The 15,984-nt window shown below is 72.9% G+C and carries 12 protein-coding genes; 4 read left to right on the top strand and 8 right to left on the bottom strand.

The window, feature by feature from the left end; translation table 11 throughout:
* Positions 1-31: 31 nt before the first annotated feature.
* The 5 genes from ABZ914_RS30050 to ABZ914_RS30030 form a co-directional block, all read right to left on the bottom strand.
* On the bottom strand, positions 32-1,321 hold the full coding sequence (locus ABZ914_RS30050) for an ABC transporter substrate-binding protein (protein ID WP_500197302.1): 1,290 nt from the start codon (positions 1,319-1,321) through the stop codon (positions 32-34).
* Between the two features lie 77 nt (positions 1,322-1,398).
* Entirely contained in the window at positions 1,399-4,101 is a 2,703-nt protein-coding gene (locus tag ABZ914_RS30045; RefSeq protein WP_500197300.1) for an alpha-L-rhamnosidase, read from the bottom strand.
* A gap of 365 nt (positions 4,102-4,466) precedes the next feature.
* On the bottom strand, positions 4,467-5,255 hold the full coding sequence (locus ABZ914_RS30040) for a DeoR/GlpR family DNA-binding transcription regulator (protein ID WP_190861384.1): 789 nt from the start codon (positions 5,253-5,255) through the stop codon (positions 4,467-4,469).
* A 117-nt stretch (positions 5,256-5,372) separates the two neighbouring features.
* A complete protein-coding gene (locus ABZ914_RS30035; RefSeq protein ID WP_500197297.1) occupies positions 5,373-6,875 on the bottom strand; it encodes a serine/threonine-protein kinase in 1,503 nt (500 codons plus the stop codon).
* A 100-nt stretch (positions 6,876-6,975) separates the two neighbouring features.
* Complete coding sequence (locus ABZ914_RS30030; protein WP_500197296.1) at positions 6,976-8,865, bottom strand: N-6 DNA methylase; 1,890 nt, start codon at positions 8,863-8,865, stop codon at positions 6,976-6,978.
* Positions 8,866-9,030: 165 nt separating this feature from the next.
* On the opposite strand from ABZ914_RS30030, the gene ABZ914_RS30025 reads away from it, so the two are divergent.
* Positions 9,031-9,513 carry a hypothetical protein gene (locus tag ABZ914_RS30025; protein WP_500197294.1) on the top strand — a complete coding sequence of 161 codons (483 nt, stop codon included), beginning with the start codon at positions 9,031-9,033 and terminating at the stop codon, positions 9,511-9,513.
* Between the two features lie 79 nt (positions 9,514-9,592).
* On the opposite strand, the gene ABZ914_RS30020 is transcribed toward ABZ914_RS30025, so the two are convergent.
* Complete coding sequence (locus tag ABZ914_RS30020) at positions 9,593-10,090, bottom strand: MarR family winged helix-turn-helix transcriptional regulator (RefSeq protein WP_500197292.1); 498 nt, start codon at positions 10,088-10,090, stop codon at positions 9,593-9,595.
* Positions 10,091-10,209: 119 nt separating this feature from the next.
* Here ABZ914_RS30020 and ABZ914_RS30015 point away from each other — a divergent pair, with 119 nt between their 5' ends.
* On the top strand, positions 10,210-11,154 hold the full coding sequence (locus ABZ914_RS30015) for an NADP-dependent oxidoreductase (protein ID WP_500197291.1): 945 nt from the start codon (positions 10,210-10,212) through the stop codon (positions 11,152-11,154).
* Between the two features lie 342 nt (positions 11,155-11,496).
* On the opposite strand, the gene ABZ914_RS30010 is transcribed toward ABZ914_RS30015, so the two are convergent.
* Positions 11,497-12,423: an MBL fold metallo-hydrolase gene (locus ABZ914_RS30010; RefSeq protein ID WP_500197303.1), complete on the bottom strand. Its 927-nt coding sequence runs from the start codon at positions 12,421-12,423 to the stop codon at positions 11,497-11,499.
* Positions 12,424-12,543: 120 nt separating this feature from the next.
* On the opposite strand from ABZ914_RS30010, the gene ABZ914_RS30005 reads away from it, so the two are divergent.
* Positions 12,544-13,473, top strand: coding sequence for a LysR family transcriptional regulator (locus tag ABZ914_RS30005; RefSeq protein ID WP_500197289.1), 930 nt, complete (start codon positions 12,544-12,546; stop codon positions 13,471-13,473).
* A 22-nt stretch (positions 13,474-13,495) separates the two neighbouring features.
* Positions 13,496-15,019, top strand: coding sequence for an MFS transporter (locus tag ABZ914_RS30000; RefSeq protein WP_500197287.1), 1,524 nt, complete (start codon positions 13,496-13,498; stop codon positions 15,017-15,019).
* A 47-nt stretch (positions 15,020-15,066) separates the two neighbouring features.
* Here ABZ914_RS30000 and ABZ914_RS29995 read toward each other — a convergent pair whose 3' ends face one another.
* Positions 15,067-15,915, bottom strand: coding sequence for a helix-turn-helix domain-containing protein (locus ABZ914_RS29995; RefSeq protein WP_500197286.1), 849 nt, complete (start codon positions 15,913-15,915; stop codon positions 15,067-15,069).
* Positions 15,916-15,984 lie beyond the last annotated feature (69 nt).

Here is a 15,984-nt window from a genome sequence, read left to right as displayed (position 1 = left end):
GGTGCGGCCGGTGCGCGCTGAGGGGACGAGGTCACGGCTGCTTCTTCCGGTAGGTCTCGTCCAGCTTGGCCAGCCCCTTGGCGACCGTGGTCTTGCCGGCGAGCAGCTCCTGCACCATCGCGAAGTGGGCGGGCTGCACCTCGGCGTTGGGCCAGGCCTGGTCCATGAACGGGACGGCCTTGTTGCCGTCCATGTACGGCAGGAACGGCGTCAGCACCGGGTCGATCTTGGAGCCGGCGTCCCGGACGAGCGGGACGCAGGCGACGGACTCGGCCCAGCGGTTGATGTTCTCCTGCCGGCCGAGGAAGTCGATGAACGCCTTGGCGGCGTCGCGGTTCCTGCTGCGGGCGCTGACACCGAGCCCCACGACGACCCCGGCGGGGATCCACACCTGGGAGGCGTCGTCGGCGCCCGGCACCGGGAACATCGACAGGTCGTCCGGGCTCGGCGCGGCCTTGCGGAAGTCGGGCAGGACCGCGGAGACCTGGATCGCCATGGCGGCCTTGCCGGTGGCGACCATGGACGTCTGCTGCTCGAACGTGGTGCCGTTGGGGTTGTCGTTGAAGAAGCCCCGCTTCTGCAGCTCCAGGTACATGTCGAGCGCCTGCACCCAGCCGGACTGGGCGAACGTCGCCGTCCCCGCCTTCATCTGGCTGTCGAACTGCGGGTTCTTGGCGTACACGGTGGACGGCACGAGCGCGTAGGTGATCAGCTGCGTGACCCACTGGGTCTGCGCGCCGAGCGCGATCGGGACCTTGCCCTTCTTCTTGATCTTGTCGCAGACCTGGAGGAACTCGGTCCAGGTCTTCGGCGGGGTCACCCCCGCCTCCTGGAAGACCTTCTTGTTGTAGATCGCGCCGATCACGCTGGATCCGGCCGAGTACAGGAACGTCTTGCCGTCGAGCTGGAAGGCCGGCTTCAGCCCCGCCGGGACCCGCTTCGTCCAGGCCTGGTCGCTCAGGTCGGCGAGCAGCCCGGCCTGCGCGATCTGCACCATGCTCATCGCGCTGCCGTTGCCCGGGTAGACCACGTGCACGTCGGGGGCGTTGCCCGCGCCCAGCTGCGTGCGCAGCGAGGTCTCCACCTGGTCGGTGGGGGCGAACGAGGTGCTGAACTTCGCCTTGGTGTAGGCCTTGGTCAGCAGGTCGAGCGGCTTCTGCTGGTCGGCCACGCCGACCAGGCGCAGGGTGCCGCCGGACCCGCCGGACGACCCCCCGCAGGCCGTGAGGGCCGCCGGCAGCGCGGCCACCGCGGCCGCTCCGCCCGACAGCCGCAGGAAACCGCGGCGGCTGAGGGCCGCCCTGTCGAACGACGATGTCATCTGTCCTCCTCGCGTTCACGGCGCGGGACGCCGAGGTGACGGCGGCCGGCCATGCCCGTCCCACGCGGGGACGGTGGTCAATGAAGTTCCGCGGTGAAGCGGTACTCCCCCGAAGCGGTCCGGCAGCGGAGCTCCCCCGGCTCCGCGCCGACGATCCGGACCCCGGCGGCCTCGGCCACCGGCGCCCCGCTCTCCGTGACCCCGCCGGGGTCGTCCGCGGGGATGTGGACGGTGGCGGTCGCGCCGGGCGGCACCGTCACCTGGAGGTGGAACAGGCCGTCCCGGCGGGTCCAGCGGGTGGCGACGGTCCCGCGCACCGACTCGTAGCTCGCGCCGGCGGAGGTGAGGTCGCCGAGCCTCGGCCGGACCAGCAGCTCGCGGTAGCCGACCGATCCGGGCGCCTGGTCGAGGCCGGCGACGCCGCGGTAGAGCCATTCGCCGACCGAGCCGAGCGCGTAGTGGTTGAAGGAGTTCATCGCCGCAGCCTGGAAACCCCGCTCGTCGGTATAGCCGTCCCACCGCTCCCAGATGGTGGTCGCGCCGTGCCGCAGCGGGTGCAGCCATGACGGCGGTTCGGTGCGGCGCAGCAGCGCGTGCGCGAGGTCGGCGTGGCCGTGCGCGTCGAGGACGGGCGCGATCAGGCTCACCCCGAGGAACCCGGTGGTGAGGCCCGGACCGGCCGCCTGGACGAGCTCGACCAGGCGCCGCACCGCACCGGGCACGAGGTCCGCCGGGAGCAGGTCGAACGCCAGCGCCAGCAGGTAGGCGGTCTGGGTGTCGCCCTCGATCCGGCCGCCGGGAGTCACGAACCGCTCGGTGAAGGTCTTGCGGATGTGCCCGGCCAGCGCGCCGTACCGCGCGGCGGCCTCCGCCTCGCCGACGACCTCGGCGGCCCGCGACGTCAGCTCGGCGCTGTGCGCGAAGTAGGCGGTGGCGAGCACGTCCCGGGGCGTGGGCGCGGGCGCGAGCCAGTCGGCGAAGTGGGGGCCGACACGGCGGCTCCACACCAGGTCGGGGTTGTGCCGGTGCACGTGGTCGACCCACGCGCACATGGCGTCGAGGTTGCGTTCGAGGAAGCGCTCGTCCCCGTACACCCGGTAGAGGTGCCAGGGCACGAGGACGCCCGCGTCGCCCCAGCCGGGGGCGCCGTCGTCGGCGACCCCCGCGAGCCTCGGCGCCACGTTGCCGAACGCGCCGTCCGGCGACTGCGCGCCCCGCACCTCGCGCAGCCAGCCGTCGAAGAACGCGGCGACGTCGGCGTTGAGGCACGCGGTGGGCAGGAAGACCTGGGCGTCGGCCAGCCAGCCGAGCCGCTCGTCGCGTTGCGGGCAGTCGGTCGGGACGCTGACGAAGTTGGAGCGCTGTCCCCAGCCGATGGCCTCGTACAGGCGGTTGACGTCCGGGTCGGAGCACGTGAACTCGCCCGCCCAGGGCGTGTCGCTGTGCAGCACCACGCCGGTGATGTCGCCGGCGTCGAGGGTGCTCGTCCCGGTCACCTCGGCGTACCGGAACCCGTGGTAGGTGAAGCGGGGCTCGAAGACGGTCTCGGCGGGCCCGGCCGCGATGAGCACGTCCGTGGCCGCGGCGGTGCGCAGGTTCGCCGTGTACAGCGCGCCGTCGTCGTCCAGGGTCTCGCCATGCCGGATGACGACCCGGTCGCCCCGGGCCAGGCCGCGCACCGTCAACCGGACCCGGCCCGCGAAGTTCTGCCCGAAGTCGACCAGGAACCGTTCCTCGCCGACGCGGGTCACCGACCGGGCCGGAAGCTCCCGGACGGCGCGGACCGGCTGGGCGACCGACGCGGTGAGGCGGCTCCGGTCGGAACCGGTCACCCGCACGGGCCGCCACAGGCCGCTCGCGTCCTCTTCCTCGCCGGACCCACCGGGGAGATCCCAGCCCGGCGTCTCGCGGCGGAGGTCATGGCACTCCCCCATCAGCAGGTCGGCGTACCGGATGGGAGAGCGGGCGCTCTGCCAGTCGCCGCCGGTCGCGATGACGTCGCCGGTCCCGTCGGCGTGGACGAGGTGCAGCTCGGCCAGCAGCTGCGGGAACGTTCCGTAGTGGGCGCCCGAGCGGCGCGGATCGAACCCGACGAACCCGCTCCACCAGCCGTCCGCGATCGTGACGGCGAGTACGTTCCCGCCCGCCCTCACCATGTCGGTCACGTCGTAGACCTGGTAGTCGACGCGGTCGCGGTAGTCCGTCCAGCCGGGGGCGAGCTCGGCGTCGCCGGCGCGCACGCCGTTGACGCGCGCCTCGTAGAGCCCGCGGGCGGTGACGTAGAGCCGGGCGCTGACCGGGGCGGCGGGGACCTCGAACGCCCGGCGCAGGCGGACGGCCGGCTGGAGCCCGTGGTCGGTGAGGGCGAGCGCGCCCTCCTCAGGGGCGTCGACCACGTCGAGATCGGACGGGTCGTGGGCGATCCAGGCGGCCGTCCACTCCGCCGGGCTCATCATCCCCGTCTCGAACCAGGACTCCCGCTCGGCGGACGCGCCGTCCGCTCCGGTGACCGTGACCGTCCAGCGGTAGCGGGTGCGGGGCCGCAACCGCCGGCCCTGGTAACGTGCACCGACGGCTCCGGGGTCGGCCACCTCCCCGGTGTCCCAGACCCGCTCGCCGTCCTCCGCCCGCACGCGCACCCGGTACGCCGCGGGCGCGTCGCCGCGCCCGCCGGACGCCAGTCGCCACGACAGCAGCGGCGCGGGCTCGTCGACGCCGAGCGGCCGGACCCGGTGATCGCAGCGGAGGCCGTACGGCGCCGCACCTTGGGACTCGGCCACTCGCCCACTCCGATCGCGATCCCAACAACAAAACTGTGAAGATAACGCCAAAAAATGTGAGATTGAGCGTAGGAGGCCGCCGATCGGAGTGTCAAGATGTCAGCTGGATCACTTCTGAGGGGTTGCGGCGAGCACCGCCGCGGACCGGTCGCGGGCGCGCCGCGCGCCTCGAATCCGACCACTATCACCGGACTGACCACACCACTCGTGGTCAAGACGAATGAGAAGACGCTCGGCGCCGGACGCAGTGACTCCATGCCCTACGCGAGCTCACCGAACGTGAGATAAGAACACTCAAAAACGTTAACAAGCTCCGGCCCGTGCTGCGGGCGGGAGCGCGGCCGGGGCTGCGGACGGCGGGCCGCTCAGGTCGCCGCCAGCTCGTAGGCCACCTTCTGCTCCTCGAGATCCCGCAGCGCCTCGGCGCCGGCACCGTCGTCGACGATGACGCGGTCGAACGCCGACAGCGGCGCCACCCGATGCAGCGCCACCCGGTTGAGCTTGGAATGGTCGATGAGGAGCACGCTGCGCGCCGCGGCACGGAGCATGGCCCGCTTCACCGGCACGATGCGCTGCTCCTGGTGGTAGGCGAACCCTCCGCCGACCGCGGAGGTGGACACGAAGCACAGGTCCACGTTCAGGGCCTCGATCGCGTCGACGCAGGAGACGCCGAGGAACGAGTCGTGCAGCGGATCGTAGTCGCCGCCGAGCGCCATCAGCCGGATCTCCTGCTCGCGGGCGAGCAGGTTGACCGCCTGAAGGAAGTTCGTGACGACCGTCAGCGGAACGATGCCCGGCAGGCGGCGGGCCAGCGCCAGCGCCGTGGTGGAGTCGTCCAGCATCACCGCCATCCCCGGCTCGACCAGCTCGGCGGCCCTCTCGGCGATGGCGTCCTTCGCGGCCCCCATCGACTTCAGGCGGTAGGCCACGCTGCTCTCGAACACCCCCGACGGCTGGGCGGTGACCCCGCCGCGGTGCTTGCGGACGATGCCCCGGCGAGCGAGTTCGTCCAGGTCGCGGTGGATCGTCATGAGGCTGACGGCGAAACGCTCGGCGAGCTCCGCCGCGGTGACCGAGCCGACCGACAGCACGACGCCGGCGATGTCCTGCCGGCGCCGCTCCGGACCGCGCGGGGCCCCGCCGTCCTTGCTCATGGTCGATCCCTCCGTGGTCCGCGTCGCGCGACCGGCTGCCGGCAGCGGCGGGACGGGACCGAAGATAACACCCTCAGATGCTCTCTTAACAAGAAATGTCGAGGCGCCCGCACCCGCTCACCATCCAGTCGGCGCTCCAGCAGGGGTCTCCCGGACATGCCCGGTGGCATGGGGCGATCCTGCGGAAGTCTGCGTGCGTCCTGCCTCCGGGCGCGCGCGCAGGCGCAGGCGCCCCGGGTTCACGCCGGCCGCGTGCATGATGCCGCCGAGGAACAGCGCCAGCCAGCACAGGGCGGCGGGCGCCGATGTCACTCCCTGCCCGTCGGTGGTCGTCAGGACGAGCGCGCCGACCGCGACGGTCAGGACCCCGTACACGGCGGCCGCGATCAGCCAGGCGCGGTGCCGGTGCCGGACACCGATGTAGAGGAACGAGACCCAGGTCAGGAAGCCCAGCGCCAGGGCCGGCGCCACCCAGAGGCTGTGCAGCAGCTTCCAGCCCGGCCCGTGCCGTGTCATCGCCGGATCCTCGGCGGGCGCGTGGCCCGGCGTGCTGTGGCCGGGCACGCTGTAGCCCGGTGTCGACGCCATGTACGCGGGATCCTGCGAGGGCACCCGGGACGAGGTGTCGAAAGACACGAAGCCTGTGGGCAGAGGCGGCGGGCCGGATGCCGGTACGGAACTCGCCTGGGGCGATCCCCGGTCGGCACCGGCAAGCCGGGTCAGGACGCGGGCGTGCAGGTGCATCCCCGTCGCCGCGGCCGCCGACGGGGCGATCTCACCGAGCGGATGCGCGCTCTGGACGAACATCAGGAACCGCTCGTAGGCTTCGCGGGCGTCCGCCGGGCGCTGCCGCGGATCCTTGGCGAGCAGCCGGCGGACGAGGTCCTCCAGGGCGGGCGGAACGTCGGCGCGGTACAGCGGCGCCGGCTCCTCCTCGAGGTGCTTGTATCCGAGCGCGTGCGGCGACGTCGCCGTGAACACCGGTCGCCCGGCGAGCATCTCGTAGACGACGCAGCCCAGCGCGTAGAGGTCGGTGCGCGGGGTGGCCCGCTCGCTGCGCAGTTGTTCCGGCGCCATGTACGCGGGCGTGCCGACGATCTCACCGGTGCGGGTGATGCGGACGATCCCGGCGGCGTCCAGGACGGTCGCCACCCCGAAGTCCAGGACCTTGACCGTCGCGTCCCGGGTCACCATCAGGTTCTGGGGCTTGATGTCGCGGTGCACGAGCGAGCGGCCGTGCGCGACCGCCAGCACCGAGCAGACCTGCGCGGCGATCGCGGCCGCCCAGGGGACGGGCAGCGGCCCCTGCTCGGCGACCAGGTCCGCGACCGTGCAGCCGTCCACCAGCTCCATCACCAGGAACAGGCCGTCGTCGAAGGGGCCCGCGTCGTGCACCGCCGGGACTCCGGGGTGCTGCAGGCCCGCGGTGAGCGCCGCCTCCTGCACGAAGCGGCGCACCAGCCGCCCGGGGTCCGGCCAGCGCGCGATCGCCTCGTTGGTGAGCAGCTTCACCGCGATCCGCCGCTCCAGCTGCCGGTCGGCGGCCTCCCATACCTGGCCCATGCCGCCCCGGCCGAGCGGCGCGATCAGCTCGTAGCGTCCCCCGAGCAGCTGCGTCACGCGGGCCCCCTCCGTACGGAAAGGATCATTCTGGCGCATCGCCGCCGCCCGCCGGAGCGTTCTGGACGAGCGCGTCCAAGACCGCCGCGGACCGCGGGCCTCAGTCGTCGGCGATGTCCAGCTCGCCCGCCGCGACACCATCGGCGAGGAGCCGGCCCATCTCCTCGCTGAGGGCGATGCCGTCGCGCGCCGCGGACGCGACCCGGTCCATCCGCCGGAACGCCTCCCCGTAGCGGCGCTGCTGGTCCAGCGGAAGCCGCGGCACACGCGCGCGGTGGACGTCCACCCGGCTGCCCGTCGACGACAGGGCCGACGACCGCACGTTCGCGGTACTGCGCAGGACGCCCGCCAGGAAGTACGGGTCGAGCTGTTCCGGATCGACCCTGACCAGCGACAGCTGCGGGCCGAGCAGCAGCCCCTCGCGCTCCACCACCCGCGCCGCGAACCGGCGGGAGGCGACCGCCACCGCGATGTCGCCGGTGCGCGTGACGAGCCAGTCCTCCTCCGCACGGGCGGGCACCCGGCCGGTCGGCTCACGGTCGTGGATCACGTCCTCGGCGGTGAGCACCGGCCGTCCCTCACCCGCCTCGGCCGCGTCCCTGCGCGCCGGGGCCCGGTGCACGGTCAATGCGCCGATGCGGTCCAGTTCCGCGACGGAGGTGACCGCCGGTTCCCGATCCCGCGGCACGGGTCCGAGCTCCGGCACCAGCTCGGACATCTGCCCGAGCAGCGCGGTCAGCCGGTCGCGGGTCTGGACGAACCGCTCGGCCGTCCGGTCCCCCGTGCCGGCGGTCAGGTGCCGGGCCGGCGTCAGGTCGACCTCTTCGTCCAGCAGGTCGATGATCGGCACGACCCGGCTCGTCCCGGGCGAGTCCACGTCGCGGCCCGCGTGGAAGTCCCGCCAGATCCGGACGACCTCCGCGTCGTCCGCGCCGTCCACCACCAGCAGCCCGGCCGGCCGGTCGCCCGGCGGCCTGCGCAGCAGCCAGAGATGGGGGCCGTCGGGAAGCGCGATCACGGCGCGCAGCGCGCCGCGCCGCAGCAGTTGCGTGCGCATGCGCCGCCCCGAGCGCCGCCCCGCCACCGCGGGCGGCATGAGCAGGACCGCCAGGCCGCCGGGGACGAGGTGCGCGAGGGCGTGCTGCGCCCAGGCCAGTTCCGGTTCCATGCGGGGCGGCAGCCCGTACTCCCACCGCGGGTCGGCGGTGAGCTCCTCGTGGCCCCAGGACCGCTCGTGGAACGGAGGATCGCACACCACCGCGTCCACGGTGAGACCGGCGAACGCGTCCTGCCGGAGCGAGTCCCCGACGCGGACGTCGGCCGGGGTGCCGCGCAGGGCGAGCCGCGTCCCGGCCAGCGAGGCGAGCACCTCGTCCCGCTCCTGCCCGACGAGCCGCCGCTCCGCGTCGCCGGACGGCGCCGGCAGCGCCGACAGCAGTTCACCGGTCCCGCACGCCGGGTCCAGGACGGACCGCGCGTCCGGGTCGACCAGCCCGGCGACGAGCCCGGCGAGCTGCGGCGACGTCAGCGCCATCCGGGGCAGCCGGACCTCCAGGTAGCGCTCGACCAGGAACTCGAACGCGCGGGCGGGACCCCACGCACCGGACAGCTCGTCCACGGCCCTCAGCAGCGGGACCGACCGCTGGTCGACTCCCAGCCGTTTCGCCGCCGCCCGGTCGCTCAGCCCGACGAGCCGGATGCCGGTGCGCTGGCAGGCCCCCACCTGCCGCAGGGCCTCACCGACCTCGCGTTCGTCGCCGGCCGCGCGCAGCAGCTGCCACGCCCGCTCCTCGGGCGGGGTCTCGACGAGCTTTCCCTGTTCGCGCAACCACGCCTCGACCTCGGCCAGCGAGAACACCGGGCTCGCCGGGGTGCCGCCGATGGGCTGCGGGAACCCGGGATGGCGGCGCCGCCAGTTGCTCACCGCCGCCCGGCTCACCCGTACGAGCCGGGCGATGTCCGACGTGGTCACGGTGGCGTCCTCGCGCACGTCCACCCTCCTCAGCTGGGACGCCGACACCCTATCGCCCGCCTGTATGCGTGTCGACACAGTCGGAGCACTTGTTAGTCGAGTTAACACGTGCTGTACTTGGCGACGCGTCGAACACCTGACCGTGTCGGCGCTCCACGATGACGTCTCCCCGGAGGTTCTGCCATGCCGTCCCTGCGCCCCGCGATCCCGCTCGCCGCGATCGCCACCCTGACCAGCGCCGTCCTCCTGACCGGGTGCGGCTCCGGCGATGACGGCAACGACCCGAAGGGCGGCGACGCCGCCTCGACGACCGCCGGCGCCACGCCCGCCGAGTCCCCCAAGAGCACCGCCGCCGCGGCGACCTACCACGACCCGATGGACATCGCCAAGAAGATCCGCAGTGCGCGCCTCGGCTGCACCAAGGCCACTCGGACCGAGTCGCTGGGCAGCGGAAAGGTGATCTGCGGCGGCACCGCCAACATCAGCATCGAGTTCTACGAGACGCCGACCGCCTTCCTGGAGGTCGAGAAGATGATCTGCCAGATGGGCATGGACGGGACCATCGTCGCCGACCAGGGGCGGCACTGGATGGTGACCTCGCTCAACACCGGCGTGAACAAGCGCATCCAGCGGGCCATCGGCGGCAAGGTGGTCAAGCCCTGCTGAGAGCGTTACGGAGGACCGTCTCGCTCCCGATACGGATCCTGCTCGCCGAGCACGGCCGGATCGAGAAGCAGAGGACGCGTCATCGCTGGCGGCGAGGCGCCGCCGAACGGGGCGGCGCCGAACGCATGTGGTCGCGCACCGGCGACAGCAGTTCGGCCAGCGCCCTGGTGTCGCCGGGCGACAGCGGCTGGAAGAGCTGCCGGCTGACGACCTCGGTGTGACCCGGGAGCACCTTGGCGAGAAGCTCCCGTCCGGCATCGGTGATCGTGACCGTGACACCCCGGTCGTCGTCCGCGGAGCGCGTGCGGGTGACCAGGCCCGCCTTCTCGAGCAGCCCGGCCTGATAGGTCAGTCCGCTGCGGCTGTACACGACGCCGTCGGCCAGGTCGGTCATGCGTTCGCTGCCGCTCGGCGAGTCGAGGCCGAGCCGCGCCAGGAGCTGGAACTGCACGTAGCTGAGATCGCCGGCCTCGCGCAGCTGCTGCTCGACCGCGTGGCGGAGCAGGCCCGCCACCTCCATCAGCGCGAAGTACGCGCCCAGCTGGGCGGCGTCCAGGGACGGCGGCGTGTCAGGCATGGCGCCCACTTTACCAGCTACTTCATCTTCGAAGCACTTGCTTCGACTTCAAAGCACTGCTACGGTGACGTCAGTGCTTCGGATTCGAAGCACTTCAGGTCGAATGTGAGGTACTGGAAATGAAGGCAGTTCGCTTCCACGAGTACGGCGGCCCCGACGTCCTGCGCTACGAGGACGTCGAGCGGCCGGTGCCGGGCGCCGGGCAGGTGCGGGTGCGCGTCGCCGCGACGACGTTCAACGGCGTCGACGGCAACATCCGCGCGGGGTTCATGCAGGAACCGATGCCCCTGGAGTTGCCGCACATCCCCGGTCTGGACGTCGCGGGAACCATCGACGCACTCGGCGAGGGCGCCTGCGGCCTTGAGATCGGTGACCAGGTGATCGGTTTCCTGCCGTTCGTCGTCGACGGCGCCTCGGCGGAGTACGTCCTCGCGCCCGCCGAGAGCCTGGCGCCGGCCCCGGCGAGCATCCCGCTCGCCGACGCGGCCGCGCTGCCCCTGGTCGGTCTCACCGCATGGCAGGCGCTCTTCGACCACGCCGAGCTGAAGCCCGGGCAGCGGATCCTGATCAACGGCGCCGGCGGGGCCGTGGGCGGCTACGCGGTGCAGCTGGCCAAGGCCGCCGGCGCCCACGTGATCGCCACCGGCAGCCCTCGCAGCATCGGGAACGTCACGGCGGCGGGCGCCGACGAGGTCATCGACCACACCGCGACCGAGGTGACCACCGCGGTGACGGACCCCGTCGACGTCCTGCTCAATCTCGCGCCGATCGACCCGGCCCGGTTCACCGCGCTGGCCGGCCTGGTCCGCGACGGCGGCGTCGTGGTCAGCAGCACCGTGTGGATGCCCGCCCCGGCCGACCAGGAGCGCGGCGTGCGAGGCATCGACATGTACGTCCGCAGCGACGCCGAGCAGCTGTCGGAACTCGTCGCGCGTGTGGACCGCGGCGAGCTCACCGTCGACGTCGCCGAGCGCGTGCCGCTGGCGGACCTGCCCTCCGTCCACGCACGGGCGGCCGCAGGGACCCTGTCGGGCAAGGTCATCGTCCTGCCGACGACCGCCTGACCCATCCCTCCCGCAAGCCGGCGCTTGGAGCTCATGGGGCAACCGAACCGTCGCGGCGGCCGCGCCGCGACGAACCACCTCGAACGAACCGCGAAGGGCCCGGACTCCTATCCAGAGAAGTCCGGGCCCTTCCATGTCGGGAAGGACCAGGTGCCAGGCGTGCGGATCCTCCCCCGGCCCGGTCGACGTCCCACCTCTTATCTCATGACCTCCGCCGAAGCAGGCCACTGGGCCAGAGGGCCTCAGCGTCACGCTCTGAGTCCCTGCCCGGCTCCGCACCGTTCGCCGGCCGGCTCGGCGAGGCTCACACGCTCCCCGCCGCCGGCGGTGAGGCCGGACGTGTCACTTCCCCTTGCCGGGCTTGGCGAGCGGGAAGCGATCGAGGTCGTTGCCCAGCCCGATACGGCCGCGGTAGCGGGCCTTCCGGGCGCTCTGGTCGGCGGCCCTCTGCCAGGCGGCGTCCGAGAGGACGTTCGGGTCGGCCGGCGAGATGTGGCTGATCACGACGTGGCGGGCCTCCGCTTCGGCCCCGACCGCGCCCAGGTCGCCCACCTCGGTGTGGACGGTTCCGATGTGCTCGACGACGGCGGGCGGGTAGCCGATCGCGGCGACGGCCTCCCGGTGGTAGGCCTCGTGGACGAGGATGTCCGCGCCGGCCGCGAGGCGGGGGATGTTCGGCGTGCGGGGGGTGTCGCCGGAGAAGACGACCACGCCGTCCTCCGTCTCGATCCGGTAGGCGAGCGCCGGGAACACCGGGCCGTGCGGGACGAGGATCGCGGTGACCTTGACGTCGTCGTTCTCCATCACGGGGAACGGGTCCATGCGCGGTGCGGTCTCCGCCGGGCCGGCCCCCGCCGACGGGGGCGGCTCGATCTCGCGGACCCGCAGGTAGTCGGCCGGGTCGCTGCCCATGTGCTCGGCGATGAATCCGTTCGTGGAGTAGGCGAACGCCGCGTTCGACAGGCGCAGCAGGCCCGCGACGCCGGGGACGGGGTCGTCCGCGTCGACCCAGTGCGAGCCGGCCGGCGGTCCCGCAGGGAGGCGTCCCGCCGAGCCGGGACCGTACACCTCGATCGGCTTCTGGAAGCCCTGCTTGCCGACGACTCCGGCGCTGAGCAGCGGAAAGGAGAACAGGTCCACGGTGTGGTCGGCGTGCAGGTGCGTCACGAAGACCGCTGCGAGGGACAGCATGGACAGGCCGGCCCGCATGAACTGGGTGACGGCCGCGCGTCCGGCGTCGATCACGTACGTGCGGCCGTTGACGACCAGCGCGGCCGCGCCGCCGCCGAGGGCCGCGGCTCTGAGGACCGGTTCCGGGCTACTCTGCCGCTATGAGTTTGATCAAGGAAATCGATTCTTCGTATACAGGAAATCCATAAGATGGATGCCATGAACCTGGCCCGCCTGGACATGAACCTCGTGGTGGCGCTGCGGGCGCTGCTGGAGGAGCGCAACGTGACGCGGGCCGGCCGGCGCCTCGGCCTCAGCCAGCCGGCCATGAGCGCCTCCCTGGCCCGGCTGCGGCGGCACTTCGACGACGACCTGCTGGCCCGTGCCGGCGGCGGCTACGAGCTGACGCCGCTGGGCGCGGCGCTGCTGGAGCGCACGGCCGCCGCCTGCGACCTGCTGGAGCGGGTGTTCGCCAGCCAGACGCGGTTCGACCCCGCCGCCGAGACACGGGAGTTCACGCTGCTCGGGTCCGACTACGGCACCAGCGTGTTCGGCGCGGAACTCGCCCGCGTCCTGCACGACGAGGCGCCCGGCGTCCGGCTCAGCCTGCAGCAGAGCACCCCCGCCATCGTGGAGAACCCGGCGACCTCGCTGAGCGGCGTCGACGGGCTGCTGCTCCCGCACGGGATCATCGACGGGATCCCCTCGCTGGACCTGTTCGAGGACCGGTGGGTGTGCGTGGTGGACGCCGGCGGGCCCGACCTGCTCACCCTCGACGATCTGGCCCGCCTGCCATGGGCGGTTTACCAGCGCCCCTATGACGCGCCGGTGACCCGCCAGCTCAGCATGATCGGGGTGAGCCCGCGGGTCGAGGTCTCGGTGCAGTCCTTCCAGATGCTGCCGAGCTTCGTGGCGGGCACCGACCGGGTGGCGCTCATGCAGGAGAGGCTGGCGCGCCAGGCGACCGCTCCCGTCAAGGTGCTGCCCTGCCCGTTCGCGGCGGTGCCGCTGCGGGAGGCGCTGTGGTGGCATCCGCTGCACGCCCGCGACGCCGGGCACGTCTGGTTGCGCGAGACGGCGGCGCGGGTGGGCGCCCGCATCCAGGCAATGGATGCCGAGCATATGAAGGATCGATTTCACAACGCATGACGGCGGCCACATGATGGCGGCCATGTCGAAACCACCCCGGTCGGCCGGCGGCACGCTCGCCGCCGCCTGCTTCGCGATCATGCTGGCGCAGATCGCCAACGTGACTCCCGCCCCCGTCAACGGCGAGATCCAGACGTCACTGCACGCGACCGGAGTCGGCCTGGCGTGGGTGACGTCGGCGTTCCTGCTGCCGACGGCGATCCTGGAGCTCAGCTTCGGCGTCCTGGGCGACCTGCTCGGCCGCCGCCGGGTCCTGCTGGCCGGCACGGCGCTGCTGGGCGCCGGTTCCCTGGTGGCCGGCTCGGCGCACAGCGTGCACCTGCTGTGGGCCGGGCAGGCGATCTCGGGGATCGGCGCGGGCGCGCTCATCCCGACGTCGCTGGCCATCGCCGTCGCCAGTGCCCGCGACGACGACGAGCGGTCCCGCGGCGTCGCCCTGTGGACCCTGTCGATGTCGATCGGCACCGTGCTCGGCGTGATCATCAGCGGCGCGCTCAGCGAGAACGCCTCCTGGCACGCGTCGTTCTACGCGATCGCTCCGCTGGCCGTGCTCAGCATGCTCGCGACGGCGCTGCTGGCCGGCGAGTCCCGCCAGCCCGAGGGCCGGTCGCTGGACTGGGCGGGGCAGAGCAGCATCGCGGTCGGCCTGTTCTGCCTGCTCTACGGGATCGTGCAGGGCGCCGGGAGCAGCTGGTCCACCCCAGTGATCATCATGCTGGTTGTCGGGGCCGCCGGCCTGGCGGCGTTCGTGGTGATCGAGAGCCGGGTGCCGGCGCCGATGCTGAACCTGGCCGTGTTCCGCGTCCCCGCCTTCAGCGCCGCCGCGCTCGCCGCCGTCATCGGCATGTTCTCCTTCCTCGGCAGCGTCTACGTGCTGAGCATCCGGACCGGCGCCCTGCAACACAAGACGGGCATCGCCGCCGCGGCGTTCTTCATCGTGCTGCAGGGCGTGCCGTGCGTCCTCGGCCCCGGGCTGCCCAAGGCCATGCGGCGCTTCGGCGCCCGCAGGCTGGTCACCGGCGGCCTCCTCCTCCTGGCCGCGGGCGAGTTCTGGCTGGCCGCCGTCCCGGTCACGACCTCCTCCCTCGGGGCGCACGTCGGGCCGCTCCTGCTGGAAGGCGTCGGCTTCCTGTTCGTGGTGTCGGCCATGACCTCGGCCGCGATCTCGGCGGTCCCGCTCTCGGCCACCGGCATGGCGAGCGCCGCGATCAGCACCGCCCGGGACTTCGGCATGTGCATCGGGCCCACGATCGTCAGCGCCGTGGCGCTCGGCGCCGCCGGCTCCGACCTCCCCCACCGCCTGGCGGGCCTCGACCCCGGTACGGCGGCGGCCGCCGACCACGCCGCGTCCGCCGGCGGCCCGTTCGCCGTGCTGTCCATCCCCGGAGCCGCGCCCGCCGCGCTCCGCGCGCTCTCGCACGGGTACTCGCTGGGGCTGGTCATCTGCGGGTGCGCGGCCCTGGCCGCCGCTCTCACCACGGCAGTGTGGCTGCGCGAATCGACCGACCGACGGCTGGTCCCTGCTCCTGCCACCATCCCGGCCTGAACCATCCGCGTCCCTCCAGGCGGCGCCTTCAGACGCTCGGGGGCTGCTCAGTGATGGAAGCGGGAGGCCGCCTGGCGACGGGTGGCGTGGACGGTGCCGAGGAGTTCGAGGGACTGCGCGCTGGGGCTGCCCGGCTCGGCGTGGTAGATGACGAGCTGTTGGCCAGGGGCGTCGCGGACGTCGAAGGCCTGGTAGGTGAGCGTGAGAGCACCGACGTCGGGGTGGAGGAAGTTCTTGGCGTCCCGGGTCTTGCCGCGCACGGTGTGGGAGTTCCAGAGGCGGGTGAAGTCCGCACTGTGCTCGGTGAGGGCGCCGACGAGCTCGCGCAGCCGCGGGTCGTCGGGGTCGAAGCCGGCGGCCTGGCGCAGGTTGGCGACGGCGGCCTGCGCGGCCCGGTCCCAGTCGGTGTAGAACGTCCGGCCCGCGGGGTCCAGGAAGGTCATGCGGGCCAGGTTGTCGGCCGGTTCGAACGGCGCGTAGAGGGCGTCGGCCAGGGCGTTGGCTGCGAGAACGTCCAGGGTCCGGTTCATGACGAACGCCGGGGCACCGGGGTAGCCGTCCATCAGCTGGCGCAGCGCCGGGCTGACCTGCTCGGCCGGACGGGCGGAGGGCCGGAGTTCCGGGGCCGTCCCGGCCAGCCGGAACAGGTGCGCTCGGGCGTCCGCGTCGAGGTGCAGGGCGCGGCCGAGGGCATCGAGCACCTGGGGTGAGGGGTTGCGCTCCCGTCCCTGCTCCAGGCGGGTGTAGTAGTCGGCGTTCACGCCGGCCAGGACGGCGACCTCCTCGCGGCGCAGCCCCGCCACCCTGCGGGCGCCGTAGCTCGCCATGCCGACGTCCTCTGGACGCAGGCCGTCGCGGCGCGCGCGCAGGAAATCGCCAAGGTGGTTACCGTCCATGAATCCAGGCTATGCGGCGGCCCAGCGAGGAGCGCGGGGGGGGCGCCCCCCCCCCCCACCCCGCCCCCG

This window comes from Spirillospora sp. NPDC046719 (assembly GCF_040645715.1).
Lineage (GTDB): Bacteria > Actinomycetota > Actinomycetes > Streptosporangiales > Streptosporangiaceae > Spirillospora.
Note: the sequence above shows the minus strand (reverse complement) of the source record. Positions and strands in the feature narration are given on the sequence as shown.